Annotated in this window: 16 protein-coding genes; 2 read left to right on the forward strand and 14 right to left on the reverse strand. The window is 64.5% G+C overall.

The window, feature by feature from the left end; translation table 11 throughout:
* Positions 1-8: 8 nt before the first annotated feature.
* Positions 9-1631: a histidine kinase dimerization/phospho-acceptor domain-containing protein gene (locus SALA_RS06510; RefSeq protein WP_011541584.1), complete on the reverse strand. Its 1623-nt coding sequence runs from the start codon at positions 1629-1631 to the stop codon at positions 9-11.
* Positions 1632-1809: 178 nt separating this feature from the next.
* Between SALA_RS06510 and SALA_RS06515 the strand changes: the two genes are divergently transcribed.
* Positions 1810-2283: an Lrp/AsnC family transcriptional regulator gene (locus SALA_RS06515; RefSeq protein WP_011541585.1), complete on the forward strand. Its 474-nt coding sequence runs from the start codon at positions 1810-1812 to the stop codon at positions 2281-2283.
* 68 nt (positions 2284-2351) lie between these two features.
* Here the strand turns inward: SALA_RS06515 and SALA_RS06520 are convergent, their stop codons facing one another.
* Entirely contained in the window at positions 2352-3632 is a 1281-nt protein-coding gene (locus SALA_RS06520) for a tetratricopeptide repeat protein (protein ID WP_011541586.1), read from the reverse strand.
* Positions 3633-3794: 162 nt separating this feature from the next.
* A complete protein-coding gene (locus SALA_RS06525) occupies positions 3795-4091 on the reverse strand; it encodes a hypothetical protein (protein ID WP_011541587.1) in 297 nt (98 codons plus the stop codon).
* Between the two features lie 69 nt (positions 4092-4160).
* Here SALA_RS06525 and SALA_RS06530 point away from each other — a divergent pair, with 69 nt between their 5' ends.
* Positions 4161-6524, forward strand: a complete 2364-nt coding sequence (locus SALA_RS06530; RefSeq protein ID WP_011541588.1) for a hypothetical protein — start codon at positions 4161-4163, stop codon at positions 6522-6524.
* A 288-nt stretch (positions 6525-6812) separates the two neighbouring features.
* Here the strand turns inward: SALA_RS06530 and SALA_RS06535 are convergent, their stop codons facing one another.
* The 11 genes from SALA_RS06535 to nuoH form a co-directional block, all read right to left on the reverse strand.
* Positions 6813-7073 carry a DUF1467 family protein gene (locus tag SALA_RS06535; RefSeq protein WP_011541589.1) on the reverse strand — a complete coding sequence of 87 codons (261 nt, stop codon included), beginning with the start codon at positions 7071-7073 and terminating at the stop codon, positions 6813-6815.
* 10 nt (positions 7074-7083) lie between these two features.
* On the reverse strand, positions 7084-8718 hold the full coding sequence (locus SALA_RS06540) for a ribonuclease J (protein ID WP_011541590.1): 1635 nt from the start codon (positions 8716-8718) through the stop codon (positions 7084-7086).
* Positions 8715-9500 (reverse strand): type III pantothenate kinase, encoded by a 786-nt coding sequence (locus SALA_RS06545; protein ID WP_011541591.1) that lies wholly within the window; start codon positions 9498-9500, stop codon positions 8715-8717. Before SALA_RS06545 ends, SALA_RS06540 begins: the two co-directional genes overlap by 4 nt.
* A gap of 4 nt (positions 9501-9504) precedes the next feature.
* Positions 9505-10305 carry a biotin--[acetyl-CoA-carboxylase] ligase gene (locus SALA_RS06550; RefSeq protein ID WP_011541592.1) on the reverse strand — a complete coding sequence of 267 codons (801 nt, stop codon included), beginning with the start codon at positions 10303-10305 and terminating at the stop codon, positions 9505-9507.
* Complete coding sequence (gene nuoN, locus SALA_RS06555) at positions 10227-11657, reverse strand: NADH-quinone oxidoreductase subunit NuoN (RefSeq protein WP_011541593.1); 1431 nt, start codon at positions 11655-11657, stop codon at positions 10227-10229. The genes SALA_RS06550 and nuoN overlap by 79 nt, the downstream gene beginning before the upstream one ends.
* Positions 11654-13207 carry an NADH-quinone oxidoreductase subunit M gene (locus SALA_RS06560; protein ID WP_011541594.1) on the reverse strand — a complete coding sequence of 518 codons (1554 nt, stop codon included), beginning with the start codon at positions 13205-13207 and terminating at the stop codon, positions 11654-11656. Before SALA_RS06560 ends, nuoN begins: the two co-directional genes overlap by 4 nt.
* Entirely contained in the window at positions 13204-15249 is a 2046-nt protein-coding gene (gene nuoL / locus SALA_RS06565) for an NADH-quinone oxidoreductase subunit L (RefSeq protein WP_011541595.1), read from the reverse strand. Before nuoL ends, SALA_RS06560 begins: the two co-directional genes overlap by 4 nt.
* Before the next feature lie 4 nt (positions 15250-15253).
* Complete coding sequence (nuoK, locus tag SALA_RS06570; RefSeq protein WP_003051614.1) at positions 15254-15559, reverse strand: NADH-quinone oxidoreductase subunit NuoK; 306 nt, start codon at positions 15557-15559, stop codon at positions 15254-15256.
* A 130-nt stretch (positions 15560-15689) separates the two neighbouring features.
* On the reverse strand, positions 15690-16301 hold the full coding sequence (locus SALA_RS06575) for an NADH-quinone oxidoreductase subunit J (RefSeq protein WP_011541596.1): 612 nt from the start codon (positions 16299-16301) through the stop codon (positions 15690-15692).
* A 12-nt stretch (positions 16302-16313) separates the two neighbouring features.
* Positions 16314-16802 (reverse strand): NADH-quinone oxidoreductase subunit NuoI, encoded by a 489-nt coding sequence (nuoI, locus tag SALA_RS06580; protein WP_011541597.1) that lies wholly within the window; start codon positions 16800-16802, stop codon positions 16314-16316.
* Positions 16799-17842 carry an NADH-quinone oxidoreductase subunit NuoH gene (gene nuoH / locus SALA_RS06585; protein WP_011541598.1) on the reverse strand — a complete coding sequence of 348 codons (1044 nt, stop codon included), beginning with the start codon at positions 17840-17842 and terminating at the stop codon, positions 16799-16801. The genes nuoI and nuoH overlap by 4 nt, the downstream gene beginning before the upstream one ends.
* Between the last annotated feature and the right edge of the window lie 16 nt (positions 17843-17858).

A 17858-nucleotide genomic window follows, 5' to 3' on the forward strand; every position in this document is an offset into this window, starting at 1 on the left:
CGTGCGACCTATTCGCCTTGCTGAAGCTCCCGTTCGGCTTCGGGCTTCGAGGTGACGGACGGCAGGTGCAAGGTCAAGGCGTTATGCCCGATATCGAGACGCCCCCCCGCCGCGCGGGCAAGGCTGTCGACGAGGCGGAGCGAAAAACCGAGGCTGAGCACGGCGGCTCCCGGCGCTTCGCCTTCGGGGCTGAACCCCGGATCGAGCAGGTCGGTGGCGGTGGCAAAGCGGATTGCCGCCGGGCGCACGATGCGAAGCTGGAGCATGTCGTCGTGCGGTGATTCGGTGACGAGTTGGCCGACCAGGATGCCGCCGGGCTCGCAGATATCGACCAGCGCGGTGAGCAGGCGTCCGATCATGCGCCTGACGTCGGCGTCATGGGCGCGCCCCAGAAAGGGTCCGGCACCCACCCGCGCGAGCGTCATCTCGATGCGCTGTTCAGCAAGCAGTGCCCCAAGATCGGCTTCGACCTGCTTCACTATGGCGCCGACGTCGACAATTTCGTCCGACGCCTGATCGGCGACCGCATGGCCGCGCCGCGCCGCGGTCTCGAGGTCGTCGATGATCGACTGCACCGAGGCTGCGTCGGCGACGATCGTTTCGGCCATGGCGCGATAGGACTGGCTGACCGGCCCGAACATCTGACCCGAGATGATCTGCGCAAAGCCCGATATGGCGTTGAGCGGACTGCGCAGTTCGTGAATGAGCTGGCGGATCGAATCGCCCGGATCCTCCTCCTGCGGTCGTCCATAGGGCATTTCATTCGGTTGCGGGCGCCGCGCGGTCCCGCGATAGCCGCGGAACTGTCCCGTCGCCGGGTCGAACCAGGGCAGCGCCGAGAAACGCCATTCACCGGCTTCGTCGGCCATGCCCTCCAGCCACATGCGCGCGCTGACGATCTCGGCGCGCTGGCGAAAGGCGCCCGCCGCGGCGGCGTCGGCGCCGGGCTCGCCGCCGAAAGCCGCATGAGCGATCGACAGGCCGATGACCGCGCCGCGCGTGACGCCATCGACCCAATGAATCACGCCGTCGGGTCCGGTTTCGAACTGGAAGGACCGCCGCGCCTTGCGCGCCGATGCAGGTTGGCCGCGGCGCGATTGATATTTGTCGATTCGGCGGACCAGTTCGCTGATCTGGCTGGGCGCGGCGCCGACGGTCTCATCGGTCGTCGATGACGGCATGGCTTCAGCCTCGACCACGGCGGCGGGTTGCGGCAGCGCCACCGACGCGGCACCGAGCGCCGCCAGCGCGCGTCCGACGCCGTCGGGCAGGTCACGACGTCCCGCCAGCACCGACCGTGCCATGGCATTGGTCGCGGGCAGCAGCGCTAGCCAGTCGGTCTCGCTCAATCGCACGTCGCGCAACATCGCGGCCGAAACGGCGGGCACGTCGTTGGCATAAAAGGCGACAAGCGGGGCAAAGCGCCCGTGTCGCGCGAGCGCGCGCGCGCAATCTCGCCGAACGGCCTCGGGAACATGCGGGCGCAGCACGGCGAGCGCATGCAGGCTGCGCCGAATATCATCTTCTGCCAGTTGATTGCCGCGCTGCGCCAGAATATCGGAGAGCTGCCGCCACGCCGTGACGCGCGTGCGCCGGTCGGCGGGTGCCTGGCGCAAGATGGTCGCGATCATCGAGTCAGCAGTCACGCAAAACCAGCCCCACAGTCATCGGTTATCCCATGCTTACCGGCTAGCGTGAATCATCCGGTCACGAAAGTGCCTTAACCATCCGCGTCACATTGTGGGACAATTGCAATCGCCTGAAATATAATTATGGTGATCGCGATTTAGGAAAGCGGATGTTTCAACGATGGCGAGTCAGAAATTCGATCAGATTGATCTTCAGATACTGGGCGAATTGCAGAAAAACGGGCGCATGACGAATGTCGAACTTGCGCAGATGGTCGGGCTGACGGCCCCTCCCTGCCTGCGCCGTGTGCGCGCGCTGGAGGAAGCCGGGGTCATTCGCTCCTATCACGCGGACCTCGATGCCGCGAAGCTCGGTTATGGCATCACCGTCTTTGCGATGGTCAGCTTGCGCAGCCAGGCGGAAGCCGACCTGAAGGCGTTCGAAGATTATGTCGGCGGACTGCCCGAAGTGCGCGAATGCTATATGCTGAACGGCGAAATCGACTTTCTTTTGAAGGTCGTGGCCCGCGATTTGCAGAGTTTTCAATCCTTTCTGACCGCGCACCTCACCTCGGCGCCGAACGTCACCAGCGTCAAGACGTCGCTCACGATCCGCACCGCGAAACAGCTGGCGGGCGTTCCGGTCGAAATCTGATTCGCCAGGTCATCGAAAAGGGCGCCGTTCCTGGAACGGCGCCCTTTTTTCCGGAATATGCGCTTCGGTCAGCTGGCGGTGGCCGGCGCGGGTGCGGCACCGGTTTTGGCGCGCACCGCCCACAGCTGCGCCAATCGCGCCCGATTGCCCTGGATCTTGGCAAAACTCGCCGCGGCGGCATCGACCTGTCCGGCGAGCGCCTGCGCCACGCCCAGGCGGAACTGCGCGATCGCGTCGTTCGGCGCCGCCTTCAGCGCGGCTTCATAAAGCGGGATCGCTTTCGCGGGCTGGCCGATTCCGACCAGCACATCGGCGGTCGACCGCGCGGCCTTGGGATTGTTCAGCGTCGCGGCCTTGTTCGCGTCGGCGGCGACCGCGGCGGCGTCGGCGGCCGCGCGAGGCGTCTGTGTTTCGAGAATGTTGCCGAAATGGGTGTCACCCTTTGGAATCACCCCGTTATTCTGCCCCTGACGGATCACGGCGATGGCTTCACCCGGATAGCCTGCCTCGACCGCAAGGGCCGAGTATTCCAGATACTCCGGGCGCTGAGTCATCGCATTGGTCGCGCGCATCAGGCGCAGGATGTCGAGGTTGAGCTCCTTGTCGCCACCCGACTGCTGCAACAGGATATAGAGCGTATTGCGCCATGTCGCGGGCGAGGGATAATCTTCGACACGCATCGTCAGAACGTCGAGCATCTCGTTGGTTCGGTTGGCTTTCTGGAAAGCCTGCGCCGGACGGACATAAAGATCCTCTGACGGCTTCGTTCCGGCGGCACGCGCCGCATCGATGCCGGCCTTGGCGATCGCCCAGCCCTGGTCGATCTGCCCCGCGTTCAGATAGCTGTCCATCAGGATCGCCGCCAGGGCCGGCTCGGTCGAACCCGCAGCCTTGGCAGCTTCGAGGCGCTGGATCGCCTTGGCGTAATTTTTGGCGCCATAAGCGAAATTGCCCGAATAAAAGTTATAGGTCGCGAGATTTTCCGGTGGGGTCAGCCCCGAATCAATCATCCCGTCGAGCCCCTGGCCCTGCAGCGCCGTGTCCTTGTTCAGGATGCCGAGCTGCAACTGATAGAAGGAGAGGAGATATTGGTCGTCGGGCGAGGTCGCGCTCGCCTGCCCCTCAGCCATGGCCGCCTGCAACGCTGCGGCATCCTTGGCCGCGGTCGCGTCGGTCATCTTTTTGAGCGCCGGGGCGAAACCCTTGCTGGGGCTGAGCGACTTGCCCTTGGCGGCCTCTTCCTTCTTGGGCTTCTTCTGCGCCGCGGCGGGGGTCGCGGTTGTCATCAGCGCGCAGCCCAGCACGGCGGCCATCGCCGTTGCGGGCATCGAGCGGAAACGCTTGAACATCGAACTCTCTCCTCTGAAACTCGTGGACCGTCCGCCGCGCAGGCGCATTCGGCCGCGTGTCGTTAACGCGGCTAAACCGGTCGCGTTGCCATGGCAAGACGGGCGCTATCGATATTTCTCTGGCTGCGTCCGGCTGAACGGGAATTGAACCCGCAGCGGCGGTCAGGCGATCTCGTCGATGATCCGATTGATCGCGCGCAGCACCGCGGGGTCACCCGGCGCGCCCGCCATCGCCGCTTCGGCCAGTTCGATGAGGGGGATGACGCCGAAGGTTGCCGACAGGCTTTTGAGCCGCAACGCCGCCATCTCCCAATTGGCGTCGCACCGCGCACGGCGCAGCAGGTCGGCAAGCTCGCGCGCGCTGTCGGCAAAGGCCTTGCGCAGCTCCGCCGCCATTGCCGGATCATCGCCGAACGCGGCGCTCAAATACCGGTCGAGGGGGCCGCTGTCGAACGACATTCCACAGCTTTGCCATCGGCGGGGTTAAGTTTCCGTTTCATGGCGGGCGTTTGATGCTAAGATGGCGCGATGACGGGGGAAAAGAAAATCGTCGGATTGTGGCGGGAATCCGCGGCAGGTCCGGAAGCAGACAGCGCCGCGCCGGTCGAGGCCGCCGCGGCCGCTGCCGTATCCGCACCGGACGCGGAGGGCGCGGCGGGCGATCGCGACTGGCTGGACATGACGCCGCTCGACGACGACGCCGAAGCCCGCATCGAGGGCGAAGCCGCGTCGGCATGGCGCGAGCGCGGCATACCGGCGCTCCTGATCCTTCTTGCAGTGGGATGGACGGGATTCGCGCTCGGCGTCGCCACTGACGGCTTCGCACAAAGCCCGGCGATCGCCGACTGGCCCGCGCATATTGCGACGATCGCGATGCCGCTTGCGCTGCTCGCGCTGCTCTGGATGCTCTGGCTGCGCTCGGGTCGGTCGGAACAGGCGCGGTTCGCGCGCATCGCCGCGGCGCTGCGTGCCGAAAATCTGGCGCTGAATCAGTCGATGCACTCGCTCGGCCTGCACCTCGCCGACGCGCAGAAGCAGCTTGGTGAACAGGCGCGGATCGTCCAGCAACTCGGCCTCGACACGGTGATGCGCCTTGCTGAAAGCAGCGACAAGCTCGCGAGCAACGCCGCGGTGATCGCCAATGCCCACGACCAGCTCGCTCGCTCGGGCGATGTCGCGTTGCAACGGATGGACGGTCTGCTTGCCGGGCTGCCGCGGATCGACGATGTGGCGCAGCGGCTGGCGGTCAATTTCCGCGAGGCGGGATTGGTGGCGCACCAGCAGGGCGCGAACCTCGAAGCCAGGCTCGCCGCGCTGGGCGAAGAGGCGGCGCGGACGGCGCAGGCCGGTCAGGCTTCGACCGAAGCGATTCTCGAAGCGATTGTGGCGCTTCAGGAACAGACAAAGGAAACCGAAAGCGGCCTGCTCGCCGCCTCGGCGGAGGTTAGCGGCGCGCATGACGCCGCACTGGCGCGCGTGACCGAGAGCGCGGCGTCGGTGCGCCGCGCGATGGCCGACACGCTCGCTGCGCTCTCCGCGCAAAGCGAGGAGATCTGGCGCCAGTTTGGCGAGAGCGTCGACGCCGCGGCCGCGCAGATGGACGCCAGGCTCGCGGCGGCGCGCGAGGCCGGCGACGCGATCGGGGCACAATTGTCGGAGCATGCCGATGCGAGCGACGCCCTCGCGGGGCGGATCGCCGCGCATGTCGCCGAGGTCGGCAAACAGCTGGAGACGCTCAACGTCAACGTCGACGCCAGCACCGGCGTCGTCGGTCGCGCGATCGACGATACCAAAGCGCAGCTTGCGGCCTTCATGGAGCAGGTGCAGAGCGGAAATGTTTCGGCGGCTCAACTCGTTTCGCACGCCGAATCGTTGTTGCTCGCGCTCGATGCGGTAACGCGGGAGCTTGACGAAACGCTGCCGCGCGCGCTCGACCGCATCGCCGGACACGGCAAGACGACACAATCCGCCCTCGCCGAAATCCGTCCGCTGCTCGAAGCGTCCGAACTCGTCGCGCAATCGACGGTCTCGCACGTCCATGCCGTGCAGGCGACGCTCCGGTCGAACGAGGAACAGATGACGGGTCAAGCGGCGAACCAGCAGGCGCTGGCCGACCGACTGAACGCCTCGTTCGCCGAAGCCGAAGCATCGCTCGCGAAACTGCGCGACGGCGCCGAAGCCTTCAGCGAACAGGGCGGCGCGCGGATGATCGCGACGCTGGCCGAGGTTCGGGCAACCGCCGATTCGGCGGCCAACCAGGCGCGGCTGACGCTCGAACGGCTTGTCGATGGCGCGCGCGAGACGATGAAGGCAACCGCGAGCGAGGCGATCGACGCCGCCTTCCGGACCGAAATCATGGCGCAGCTCGCCGCAATCGAGGATGCGTCGGCGCGCGCCGTCGCCGCGGCGAACAGCGCCGCCGACCGGCTGATGCGCCAGCTCGTCACGATCATGGACGCCAGCGAGAGTGTCGAACAGCGCGTGAGCGAGGCCGAACAGGCGATCGCCGCTTCCGACCGCGACACGCTCGCCAAACAGGTCGGCGTGCTCACCGAAGCGCTCAAATCGACCGCGATCGACGTCACCAAGATATTGTCGAGCGAGGTCAGCGACACCGCGTGGGACGCTTACCTCAAGGGCGACCGCGGCGTCTTTGCCCGCCGCGCGGTCAAGCTGGTCGAGAACAGCGAGGTAAAGGAAATCCTGCGCCTCTATCAGAATGACGACGGCTTCCACGCCGCGGTCAATCAGTTCATCCATGATTTCGAGGCGATGCTGCGCCTGCTGATCGGCGCACGCGACGGATCGGCGATCAGCGTGACCCTGCTGTCCTCCGATATCGGCAAGCTGTATGTGGCGCTGGCGCAGGCGATCGACCGGCTGCGGAGTTAAAGCAGGGCCTGCTTGGTCACGACGGGCCGTCCGCCGGATGGCGGGCCGGATGGCGGGGCGCCGAGGCTTTTCGCCCCTTTGCCCAGGAATTGATAATCAGCCGGCGCGATGCCATATGACAATCAGGACGCGCGTGACACGGTGAAGCTTGCGGCCGTAGCACGCCAGCCAACGGGCTGGCGAAGCGCCATGCGAGGGAGGCAAGTCCTCGCCGCGCGTCCGCCGCCAAAGCCTATCAGGGATGCTCCTTGCATCGTGGAGCAGCCCGGCAGCGGCGCCATATCCGTCTTACGCCCGCCCGGTCAACACATCGGGGTCGGCCCAGCCGTTCACATAGGCCGTAAAGTAGAGCACAAAGGCCACCGCCGCGACGATCGTCATCTGAAGCACCACCCGCCCCGGACGAAAGCGCGCCGGGGCGCCGCGGTCCTGCCCAGCCACCAAGGGCTCGTCGTCATCGCTCGAGCGGCGGCCGTGGAAGGGCAGCACGAAGAAGGCGCTGAACACCCAGAATAGCGTGAAGATCGCAAGGGCGGAGGTCCATTTCATCGGCTTGCCTTCAAATCTCGACGAGCATCACATCGACCACCGGCTTCTTCCCCGTCCAGTCGGTCGCGATCCGCCGCACGCCCAGCCGGATCGCTTCGCGCAGCTTTTCTTCGTCGCGCGCGGGGCCGGTCGCGGCCTGTTCGGCAGCTTCGCGCATTTCGTCGATAAAGGCCTCGCGTTCGTCCTCGACCGGAACGCCGCGATAGCTGATCGCGCTGTCGACGAAGTTTTTGCCCGAAAAGACCGCCGCGACGGTGACATGACCGTTGAGCGCCAGCTTGCGCCGCTCGCTCATCGTTTCGCCATCGGCGGGCAGGATGACGTCGCCGTCGAGGATCAGTCGGCCCGACCGCACGCGCTCGACGATCTGCGCCGCGCCGGGCGCCAGCCGCACAAGGTCGCCATTTTCCTGCACCAGCGTATCGGGAACGCCCGTTTCGAGCGCAAAGCGCGCCTGTTCGTGCATATGGCGGATTTCGCCGTGCACGGGCACGACAAGCCTGGGCCGCAGCCAGCCATAGAGCGCCGCCAGCTCAGGCTTCCCCGGATGGCCGCTGACATGAATATGCGCCTGTTTTTCGGTGACGGTCAGCACGTCCTTGGCGGCGAGCTGGTTCATGATCCGTCCGATCGCGACTTCGTTGCCGGGGATCTGCTTCGAGGAAAAGACAACCGTATCGCCGGCCTCCAGCTTGATCTGGTGGCCGTCGGCCGCCATGCGCGCCAGCGCCGCGCGCGGCTCGCCCTGCCCGCCCGTCGCGACCACCATCACCTTGTCGCGCGGCAGGCGCATCGCCTCGTCGAAATCGACCGTCGGGGGAAAATCGGTGAGATAACCGACCGAACGCGCAACGCCGAGGATGCGGTCGAGCGAGCGCCCCGCGACGCACAGGCTGCGTCCCGTTGCCCGCGCGACTTCCCCCAATGTCGCCAGCCGCGCGGCGTTCGAGGCAAAGGTGGTGACGACCACCCGGCCCTTCGCCGCGCCGACCGCCTGCTCCAGCCCTTCGCGCAACGCGCCTTCACTGCCCGATGCTTCGGCGTTGAAGGCGTTGGTCGAATCGCAGACCAGAAAATCGACGCCCTCGTCGCCGATCGCACTGAGCGCTGCGGCGGTTGCGGGTACACCCAGGATCGGTTCCTCGTCGAGCTTCCAGTCGCCAGTGTGAAAGACGCGACCATAGGGCGTGTCGATCACCACCGCGCTCATTTCGAGGATCGAATGCGCGAGCGGGACCATGCGGATGCCAAAGGGGCCGATGCGGAAACTGTCGTCGATATCGATGACCTTGATTTCAACTTCGCCCTCCAGCCCCTCTTCGGCGAGCTTGTGCGCGATCAGCCCCGCGGTGAAGCGGTTGGCATAGAGCGGCACGCCGAGGTCGGCGGCGAGATAGGGGATGGCGCCGATATGATCCTCATGCCCGTGCGTCAGGATGATGCCGAGCAGATCCTTCTTGCGGTCCTCGATGAACTCCAGATCGGGCATGACGATGTCGATGCCCGGATAATCGTGGCTGCCAAAGGTCACGCCCAGGTCGAGCATGATCCATTTGCCGTCACAGCCATATAGATTGGCGTTCATGCCGATCTCGCCCGATCCCCCCAATGCGAGAAAAAGCAGCTCCTTGCCCGGAGTCGTCATATCTTTTGTTGTCCTTGGTTATAGAGGTGCATGAGCCCGTTCAGCGTCAAATCGGGTTCGATACGATCGAACAGATGGGCCTGTTCCTGAAAAAGTGTCGCGAGGCCGCCGGTCGCGACCACGACAAGCGGCTTGCCGATCTGCGCCTTCATGCGCGCTATCAGCCCTTCGATCATTGCGACATAGCCCCAATAGACGCCGATCAGCATCTGGCTTTCGGTGGTACGCCCGATCACGCTGGCGCTCGCGGGCGCCTCGATCGCGATGCGCGGCAGCTTGGCGGCCGCAGCGACGAGCGCTTCGAGCGACAGGTTGACACCCGGCGCAATGATGCCGCCCAGATAGGCGCCGTCGGGGCCGATATGGTCGAGCGTCGTGGCAGTGCCGAAGCTGATCACAAGTTTGTCCCTGCCGGGCTCGACCGCCTGTGCCGCGATCGCATTGACCGCGCGGTCGGCGCCGACCGACTGCGGCTCGTCAACCTTCAATGCGATGCCCCATGTGACGGGTTCGCGACCGGCAACCAGCGCATCGACGCCGAAATATTTGTGAGCCAGTAGTTGCAGATTGTGCAGCGCGCGCGGCACCACGGTCGAGATGATCACGGCATCGACGTCGCCGCGATCATACCCCTCGATCCGCATCAACTGATCGAGCCACACCATATATTCGTCGGCGGTGCGCCGGTCGTCGGTCGCGATGCGCCAGCGCGCGAGCAGCTCGGCCCCGCGAAACAGCGCAAATTTGGCGTTGGTGTTGCCGACGTCGATCGCGAGCAGCATGGCGTTATCCTTCAACCACCGGGCGGCGAAGTTCGACGTCGCCCGCATGAATCAGCATGGTCTCCCCGCCCTCGCGGCGCAAGCGCAGCGCACCATCCTCGGCAAGCCCGTCGAAAAAGCCGTCGATGCCCTGCTCCGAAACGCGCAGCGGCGTGCCGACGGGGTGCGCGAACGGCAGCCAGGCGCGCAGGATGCTCGCGACGCCCTCCTGCCGCCAGGTCCGCAGCGCGTCGATCATCGCGATGCCCAGCGCACCCGCAAAATGGTCGCGGTCGATTGCCGCGCCGTTGCTGGACAGCGTTGCGGTCGGACGATCGGGCAGTTCGGGCGCGCTGGTGAGATTGACACCGATACCGATCACCACCGAATCGCCGATGCGCTCCATCAATATGCCGGCGCATTTGGCGCCATCCACCAGCAGGTCGTTCGGCCATTTGAGCTGCGCGCCGCTATCGGGCGCGAGCGCCGCGACGGTTCTGGCAAGCGCAACCCCGGCAACAAGCGCCAGCGTCGCCGCCGACGGATCGCCGACGGCCAGGTGAACGACCGTCGACCCCATGAAATTGCCCTGCCCGTCGTTCCAACTGCGCCCCAGGCGCCCGCGCCCGGCGGTCTGACGGTCGGCGACCAGCCAGTGACCCTCGCCGACATGCTCGCCGCCCGCCAGCCGCGCCAGCAGGTCGGCATTGGTCGAACCTGTCTGCGCGATACGCTCGATCGGCGGGATCAGAACAGCACCGATGCGGCGTGCGCCGAAGCCACCGCAAGCGCCGGGATGAACAGATAACCAACCGCCAACAGCCAAAGCGCGCTCGCCGCGACGATCGTGCCCTCGACGGCATTGCCGCCGCCTGTCACCTCGACGTCAGATTTATCATCGAAATACATCGTCTTGATGATCGCGATATAATAGAATGCGCCGATCACCGATGCGACGATGCCCGCAACCGCCAGCGGCACAAGGTTCGCGTTCACCGCAGCCTCGAACACCAGATATTTGGGCCAGAAGCCGAACAGCGGCGGAATGCCGGCAAGGCTGAACAGGAACACCGACATCGCGGCGGCCAGCCCCGGTCGCCGTTGCGACAGGCCGGCGAGCGCGGGGATGCTTTCGACCTGATTGCCGCCCTCATCGCGCAGTTGCAGGACGACGAGGAAGGCGCCGAGCGTCGTCACGAGATAGACGAGCAGATAGGTCAGCACGCCCTCAACCCCCTGCTGCGTTCCGGCGGCAAGGCCGATGAGCATGAAACCGACATTGTTGATCGACGAATAGGCGAGCAGGCGTTTGATGTTCTTCTGCCCGATCGCGCCAACCGCGCCGAGGATGATCGACGCGAGCGCGAGGAAGATGACGATCTGTTGCCAGGCGCCGACCGCGGGGCCCATCGCATCGATGACGATGCGCGCCATCAGCGCCATCGCCGCCACCTTGGGCGCGCTGGCAAAGAAGGTCGTCACCGGCGTCGGCGCGCCTTCATAGACGTCGGGGGTCCACATATGGAACGGCACGGCGCTGATCTTGAAGCCCAGCCCCGAAAGCACGAAGACGATGCCGAAGATCAGGCCGATGCCCGGCTCGCCGCCCATCGCCGCCGCAATGCCTGCGAAATCGGTGGTGCCGGTGAAGCCATAGAGCAGCGAGATGCCGTAGAGGAGCATCCCCGATGCGAGCGCGCCAAGCACGAAATATTTGAGCCCCGCTTCGCTCGACCGTTCGTCGGACCGCATGAAGCTCGCGAGCACATAGGCGGCGAGGCTGTTGAGTTCGAGCCCGACGTAAAGCGTCATCAGGTCGCGCGACGAGGCCATGATGCCCATGCCGAGCGCCGCGAACAGGATCAGCGTCGGATATTCGGCGCGCATCCCGCCGGTGAAGAAGCGCGGCGCGACGAGAATGCAGATAAAGCTCGCGGCGTAGATCAGCAGCTTGGCGAAGCCACCGAAGGCGTCGACCGACAGCGTGCCTGAAAACACCGTCGTCTCGACGCCGAACAGCGCGATAGCGGCGGCCGCTGCGGCGGCAAGCGTGAGCAGCGCGCTGAGCTGGTAGGTGCCCACCTGCCGGTCGCCCATGAAGGTGCCGAGCATCAGGGTGATCAGCCCGCCGATCGTCAGGATCAGTTCGGGCCAGATGAGCGCGAGATCGGCGGTCATTGCACGCCTCCCGCATGGCTCGATCCGTGGGCGGCTTCCTCATGCACTGCGGCGGGCTTCGGCTTGCCGACGGCCAGATGCGCGTCGCCCGCGGGCTTCGCGGGAGCGAGGCGTGCGACCACCGTGGTCACGTCGCCGCGCATCGGCGCGAGGAAACTTTCGGGATAGACGCCCATCCACAGCGCCACGGCGGCGAGCGGCGCCATGATCGCCCATTCGCGTACGTTGAGATCGGGCATCGCCTTCACATCGTCCTTGGTCAGTTCGCCGAACACGACGCGGCGATAGAGGTAAAGCATGTACGCGGCGCCGAGGATGATCCCGGTCGTACAGACGAAGGCGACGACACTCGACGCTTCGTAGATACCGAGCAGGCTCAGGAACTCGCCGACAAAACCGCTCGTCCCCGGCAAGCCGATCGACGCCATGGTGAACAACATGAAGAAGAGCGCATAGGCCGGCATGTTGACCGCAAGCCCGCCGTAGCGATCGATCTCGCGCGTATGCAGCCGGTCATAGATCACGCCGACGCAGAAGAAGAGCGCGGCCGAGACGACGCCATGGCTGAGCATGATGATCAGCGCGCCCTCGATCCCCTGCTGGTTGAAAGCGAAGAGGCCCGCGGTGACGATCGCCATGTGGGCGACCGACGAATAGGCGATCAGCTTCTTCATGTCGTTCTGCACCAGCGCGACAAGGCTGGTATAGACCACCGCGACCATCGACAGACCGAACACCAGCCACATCAGCTGCGCCGAAGCGTCGGGGAACATCGGCATCATGAAGCGCAGGAAGCCATAGGCGCCGAGCTTCAGGAGCACACCCGCCAGGATCATCGAGCCCGCGGTCGGCGCCTGCACATGCGCGTCGGGAAGCCAGGTGTGGACGGGCCACATCGGCATCTTGACCGCGAGGCTGGCGAAGAAGGCGAGCCACAGCCATGTCTGCATTTCGACCGGGAAGTCATAGTTGAGCAGCGTCGGGATGTCGGTCGTGCCCGCCTCGGCGATCATCGCGATCATCGCGATCAGCATCAGCACCGAACCGAGCAGCGTGTAGAGAAAGAATTTGAACGCCGCATATTTGCGGTTCGCGCCGCCCCAGATGCCGATGATGAAATACATCGGGATCAGACCGGCTTCGAAGAAGATGTAAAAGAGCAGCAGATCCTGCGCCATGAAGACGCCGATCATCACGACTTCCATGATCAGGAACATCGCCATGTAGAGCCCGACACGGCTCTTGATCGCTTCCCAGCTCGCGAGGATGCACAGCGGCATGAGGAAGACGCTGAGCATGATCAGCATCAGCGCCATGCCGTCGATGCCGAGTGCCCACTGGAAGCGGCCGAACAGGTCAGCGCGCTCGGTAAACTGCCACTGCGCGCCGCCGATGTCGAAACTGGCCCAGAGCACGATGCCCAGCGCAAAATCGATCAGCGTCGCGGCGAGCGCGATAACACGTGCGTTACGGTCGCCCGCATAGAGGCAGAGGATGGCGGCGATCAGCGGGACCGCCAGCATCAGCGAAAGGATCGGAAAGCCGCTCACAGGAAATTCACCATGGCCCAGCTGGCGAGGCCGACAAGACCGAGCAGCATCACAAACGCATATCCATAAACATAACCCGATTGCAGCCGGACCGCGAGCCGCGTCCCCCCGGCGACGAGCGCCGCGGCACCATCGGGACCGAAGCGGTCGATGGTGCCTTCATCCCCGCGCTTCCAGAAGAAGCGGCCGATCGCAAAGGCGGGCTTTACGAAGAGGATGTTGTAGAGCTCGTCGAAATACCATTTATTGTACAGGAACTGGTAGAGCAGCCGGAATTGCGCCGCAAAGCGCGCCGGCAGGCTGGTGTTGCGGACATAGCTGTTCCACGCGAGGAACAGCCCGATCGCCATCACCGCGAACGGCGCCCACTTCACCCAGGTCGGCACTTCGTGCGCGAGGTGCATCAGATGCTCGTCGAACGCGATGCTGTCCGCCCAGAAAGTCTTGCCTTCTTCGGGATAGATGAAGGGGTGCGCGAAGACGAAGCCTGCGAACACCGCGCCGAGCGACAGCACGCCGAGCGGGATCAGCATCGACAGCGGGCTTTCGTGCGGATGGTAGCCCGCGGTGCCGTCGCCGTGGGGATCGTGGTGATGAGGCGCATGATTGCCGCTCGAATGTTCATCCGAGGGCTCTTCATGTTCGCCATGCACCGCATGCTGAATATGCTCGCTCGCTTCCCACCGCGGCTTGCCATAGAAGGTCAGGAAAACGAGGCGCCACGAATAGAAGCTCGTCAGCAGTGCGGCGAAAATACCGACCCAGAAAGCGACCACGCCGCCGCCGCCGGCAGCAAAGGCCGCCTCGAGGATGCCGTCCTTCGAATGGAAGCCCGCGAAGCCCGCGACCCCGGCGATGCCGACGCCGGTGATCGCCAGCGTGCCCATCATCATCGCCCAATAGGTGAGCGGGATATGTTTCCGAAGGCCGCCGTAATAACGCATATCCTGTTCGTGGTGCATCGCATGGATCACCGACCCCGCGCCGAGGAACAGCAGAGCCTTGAAGAAGGCGTGCGTGAACAGGTGGAACATCGCCGCGCCATAGGCGCCGACGCCCGCGGCGAAGAACATGTAGCCGAGTTGCGAGCATGTCGAATAGGCGATGACGCGCTTGATGTCCCATTGCGTCGTGCCGACAGTCGCGGCGAACAGGCAGGTCGCGGCGCCGACGAAGGTGACGACGCCCAGCGCGATCGGCGCGGTCTCGAACATCGGCGAAAGGCGGCACACCATGAAGACGCCCGCCGTGACCATCGTCGCGGCGTGGATCAGCGCCGACACCGGCGTCGGACCCTCCATCGCGTCGGGCAGCCAGGTGTGGAGCCCGAGCTGCGCCGACTTGCCCATCGCGCCGATGAACAGCAGCAGGCAGAGCAAGGTCATCGTATCGACGCGATAGCCGAAAAAGCCGATCGTCGAACCCGCCATGCCCGGCGCGGCCGCAAGGATCTCGGGGATCGAGACGGTGCCAAACACCAGGAAGGTGCCGAAGATGCCGAGCATGAAGCCCAAATCGCCGACGCGGTTGACGACGAACGCCTTGATCGCCGCGGCATTGGCGCTCGGTTTCTTGTACCAGAAGCCGATGAGCAGATAGGAGGCAAGGCCGACGCCTTCCCAGCCGAAGAACATCTGGACCAGATTGTCTGCGGTCACCAGCATCAGCATCGCAAAGGTGAAGAGCGACAGGTAAGCGAAGAAGCGCGGCTGGTCCGGGTCTTCCTCCATATAGCCCCAGCTATAGAGGTGGACGAGCGCCGACACCGTCGTGATGACGACGAGCATCACCGCGGTCAGCGTGTCGACGCGCAGCGCCCAGTCGAACTGGAGTGCGCCCGACGACACCCAATGCAGCACGGTGACGACTTCGGCCTCGCCGGTCCCCGCCACGAAGGACAGGAAGATCGGCCAGCTGAGCGCGCAGCTGGTGAACAGCGCGCCGGTCGTGACCAGCTTCGATGCGAAGGGGCCGATGGCGCGCTGGCCAAGCCCTGCAACAAGCGCCGCGAGCAGCGGCAGGAAAACGATCGCCTGAATCACCGGCTTACCCCTTCATCCGGTTGGCATCGTCGACGGCAATGGTGCCGCGGCCGCGGAAATAGATAACAAGGATGGCCAGACCGATCGCCGCTTCGCCCGCGGCGACGGTCAGCACGAACATCGAAAACACCTGCCCGACCAGATCGCCCAGCGCCGCGCTGAACGCGACGAGGTTGATGTTCACCGCAAGCAGAATGAGCTCGATCGCCATCAAAATGACGATGATATTCTTGCGGTTGATGAAGATGCCGAGCACGCCGAGCGTGAACAGCACCGCCGAAACGGCGAGATAATGGCCGACCGAAATCATGCAGCCACTCCCGTGCTGTCACCTTGAATTCCGTTCGTGTCGAGCGAAGTCGAGACACCACGAGGGCTTGTACGAACGATGGGCATCTCGACTTCGCTCGATGCGAACGGATTTTGAACGGTCAAGAAAATCACAGCTCAACCCCTTGCCCGGTGCCTGGATCGACGAGGCGCGTTGCATCCTCCGGACGGCGGCGCACCTGCTGCGAGATATTCTGCGCGCGCACCCCGCCGCGCTGGCGATGCGTCAGCACGATCGCGCCGATCATCGCGACGAGCAGGACGATGCCCGCCGCCTCGAACAGGAAGATATATTTCGTGTAGAGCAGTTCGCCGATCTGCTGGATATTGCTCTTGTCGCTGACCACCGGCGCCGTGCGCGCCGCAAGGTCCACCCCGCCGGCGCTCCAGGCGCCAACCGCGAATATCAGTTCGGCGGCGAGGATGATCGCGACGAGCGCGCCAAGCGGCAGATAGCGCACGAAACCGGCGCGCAATTCGGCAAAATCGATGTCGAGCATCATCACCACGAACAGGAACAGCACCGCGACCGCGCCCACATAGACGATGACGAGCAGCATCGCGATAAACTCCGCCCCCGCGAGCAGCATCAGCCCCGCCGCGTTGAAGAAGGCGAGGATCAGCCACATCACGCTGTGGACCGGGTTGCGCGCGAAAATCACCATCGCCGCCGAGGCGATGACGATCGTCGCGAAGAGGTAAAAGGCGATAAGCTGGATCATGTGCGCGCGCCCTTACCGATAGGGCGCGTCGGCGGCAAGATTCGCCGCGATCGCGCGTTCCCATTTGTCGCCATTGGCGAGCAGCTTGGCCTTGTCATAGAGCAGTTCTTCGCGCGTTTCGGTCGCATATTCGAAGTTCGGCCCCTCGACGATCGCATCGACCGGGCATGCTTCCTGACAGAAGCCGCAGTAAATGCACTTGGTCATGTCGATGTCGTAGCGCGTCGTGCGGCGGCTGCCGTCGTCGCGCGGCTCGGCCTCGATCGTGATCGCCTGCGCCGGGCACACCGCTTCGCACAGCTTGCACGCGATGCAACGTTCCTCGCCGTTCGGATAGCGGCGCAGCGCATGTTCGCCACGGAAACGGGGCGACAGCGGGTTCTTCTCGAACGGATAGTTGATCGTCGCCTTCGGCTTGAAGAAATACTTCAGCGTGAGGGCGTGCGCCTTCACAAACTCCCACAAGGTGAAGCTTTTGACGAGATGGCCTACGTAACTCATGAATACCTCGTCAGCATCAGATAGCCGGAGATCAGGAAGATCCAGATCAGCGAAATCGGCAGGAAGATTTTCCAGCCCAGCCGCATGAGCTGGTCATAGCGGTAGCGCGGAACGGTCGCCTTGACCCAGCTGAAGACGAAGAAGAAGAACAGGATCTTCGCGAACAGCCAGATGATGCCGGGGACGGCATAGAGCGGCGCCCAGTCGATCGGAGGCAGCCAGCCGCCCCAGAACAGCACCGCGTTGAGTGTGCACATCAGAAGGACGTTAGCATATTCGCCGAGCCAGAAGAGCGCGAAGCTCATCGACGAATATTCGGTCTGATAGCCCGCGACGAGCTCGCTTTCGGCTTCGGTCAGATCGAACGGCGCGCGCGCGGTTTCGGCGAGCGACGAGATCAGGAACATCACCGCGAGCGGGAACAGCAGCAGGTTGAAGCCGAAGGCGTTGACGATGCCGAGCCCGTGGCCCTGCTGCGCCTTGACGATCTCGTTCATGTTGAAACTGTCGGCAAACAGCACGACGCCGATCAGGATGAAGCCGATCGACACTTCATAGCTGATCATCTGCGCCGAGGCGCGGAGCGCGGAAAAGAAGGGATATTTCGAGTTCGACGCCCAGCCCGACAGGATCACGCCATAAACGCCGAGCGACGAAATCGCGAGGATATAGAGCAGGCCGACATTGATGTCGGCGAGCACCGCGCCCGAATTGAACGGAATCACCGCCCAGGCGAGCAGCGCGACGGTAAAGGTGATGATCGGCGCGATCAGGAACAGGCCCCGATTGGCGCCCGACGGGATGATCGTTTCCTGCAGAAACACTTTGAGGCCGTCGGCGAACGACTGGAGCAGGCCGAACGGCCCGACGACGTTCGGACCCCGGCGCAGCGCGATCGCCGCCCAGATCTTGCGGTCGGCATAAATGATCATCGCGACCGCGAGCATCAATGGCAGCGCGATGAGCAGGATGCCCGCGACGGTCGCAAGCCCCCAAGCCCATTCATAGGACATGCCGAGCGATTGGAAAAAATCGGTCATTGATACACAACCCCTT

Origin of the sequence: Sphingopyxis alaskensis RB2256, assembly GCF_000013985.1 — a bacterium.
Classification (GTDB): domain Bacteria; phylum Pseudomonadota; class Alphaproteobacteria; order Sphingomonadales; family Sphingomonadaceae; genus Sphingopyxis; species Sphingopyxis alaskensis.

What these genes read in the sequence shown, in the direction of transcription:
- nuoN (WP_011541593.1), bottom strand. Translation starts at nt 11,657, where the DNA reads ATGACCGCCGATCTCGCGCTCATCTGGCCCGAACTGATCCTGACGATC.
- SALA_RS06535 (WP_011541589.1), bottom strand. Translation starts at nt 7,073, where the DNA reads ATGAAATGGACCTCCGCCCTTGCGATCTTCACGCTATTCTGGGTGTTC.
- nuoI (WP_011541597.1), bottom strand. Translation starts at nt 16,802, where the DNA reads ATGAGTTACGTAGGCCATCTCGTCAAAAGCTTCACCTTGTGGGAGTTT.
- SALA_RS06510 (WP_011541584.1), bottom strand. Translation starts at nt 1,631, where the DNA reads ATGATCGCGACCATCTTGCGCCAGGCACCCGCCGACCGGCGCACGCGC.
- SALA_RS06520 (WP_011541586.1), bottom strand. Translation starts at nt 3,632, where the DNA reads ATGTTCAAGCGTTTCCGCTCGATGCCCGCAACGGCGATGGCCGCCGTG.
- SALA_RS06575 (WP_011541596.1), bottom strand. Translation starts at nt 16,301, where the DNA reads ATGATCCAGCTTATCGCCTTTTACCTCTTCGCGACGATCGTCATCGCC.
- SALA_RS06525 (WP_011541587.1), bottom strand. Translation starts at nt 4,091, where the DNA reads ATGTCGTTCGACAGCGGCCCCCTCGACCGGTATTTGAGCGCCGCGTTC.
- SALA_RS06530 (WP_011541588.1), top strand. Translation starts at nt 4,161, where the DNA reads ATGACGGGGGAAAAGAAAATCGTCGGATTGTGGCGGGAATCCGCGGCA.
- SALA_RS06545 (WP_011541591.1), bottom strand. Translation starts at nt 9,500, where the DNA reads ATGCTGCTCGCGATCGACGTCGGCAACACCAACGCCAAATTTGCGCTG.
- nuoK (WP_003051614.1), bottom strand. Translation starts at nt 15,559, where the DNA reads ATGATTTCGGTCGGCCATTATCTCGCCGTTTCGGCGGTGCTGTTCACG.
- SALA_RS06515 (WP_011541585.1), top strand. Translation starts at nt 1,810, where the DNA reads ATGGCGAGTCAGAAATTCGATCAGATTGATCTTCAGATACTGGGCGAA.
- SALA_RS06540 (WP_011541590.1), bottom strand. Translation starts at nt 8,718, where the DNA reads ATGACGACTCCGGGCAAGGAGCTGCTTTTTCTCGCATTGGGGGGATCG.
- nuoH (WP_011541598.1), bottom strand. Translation starts at nt 17,842, where the DNA reads ATGACCGATTTTTTCCAATCGCTCGGCATGTCCTATGAATGGGCTTGG.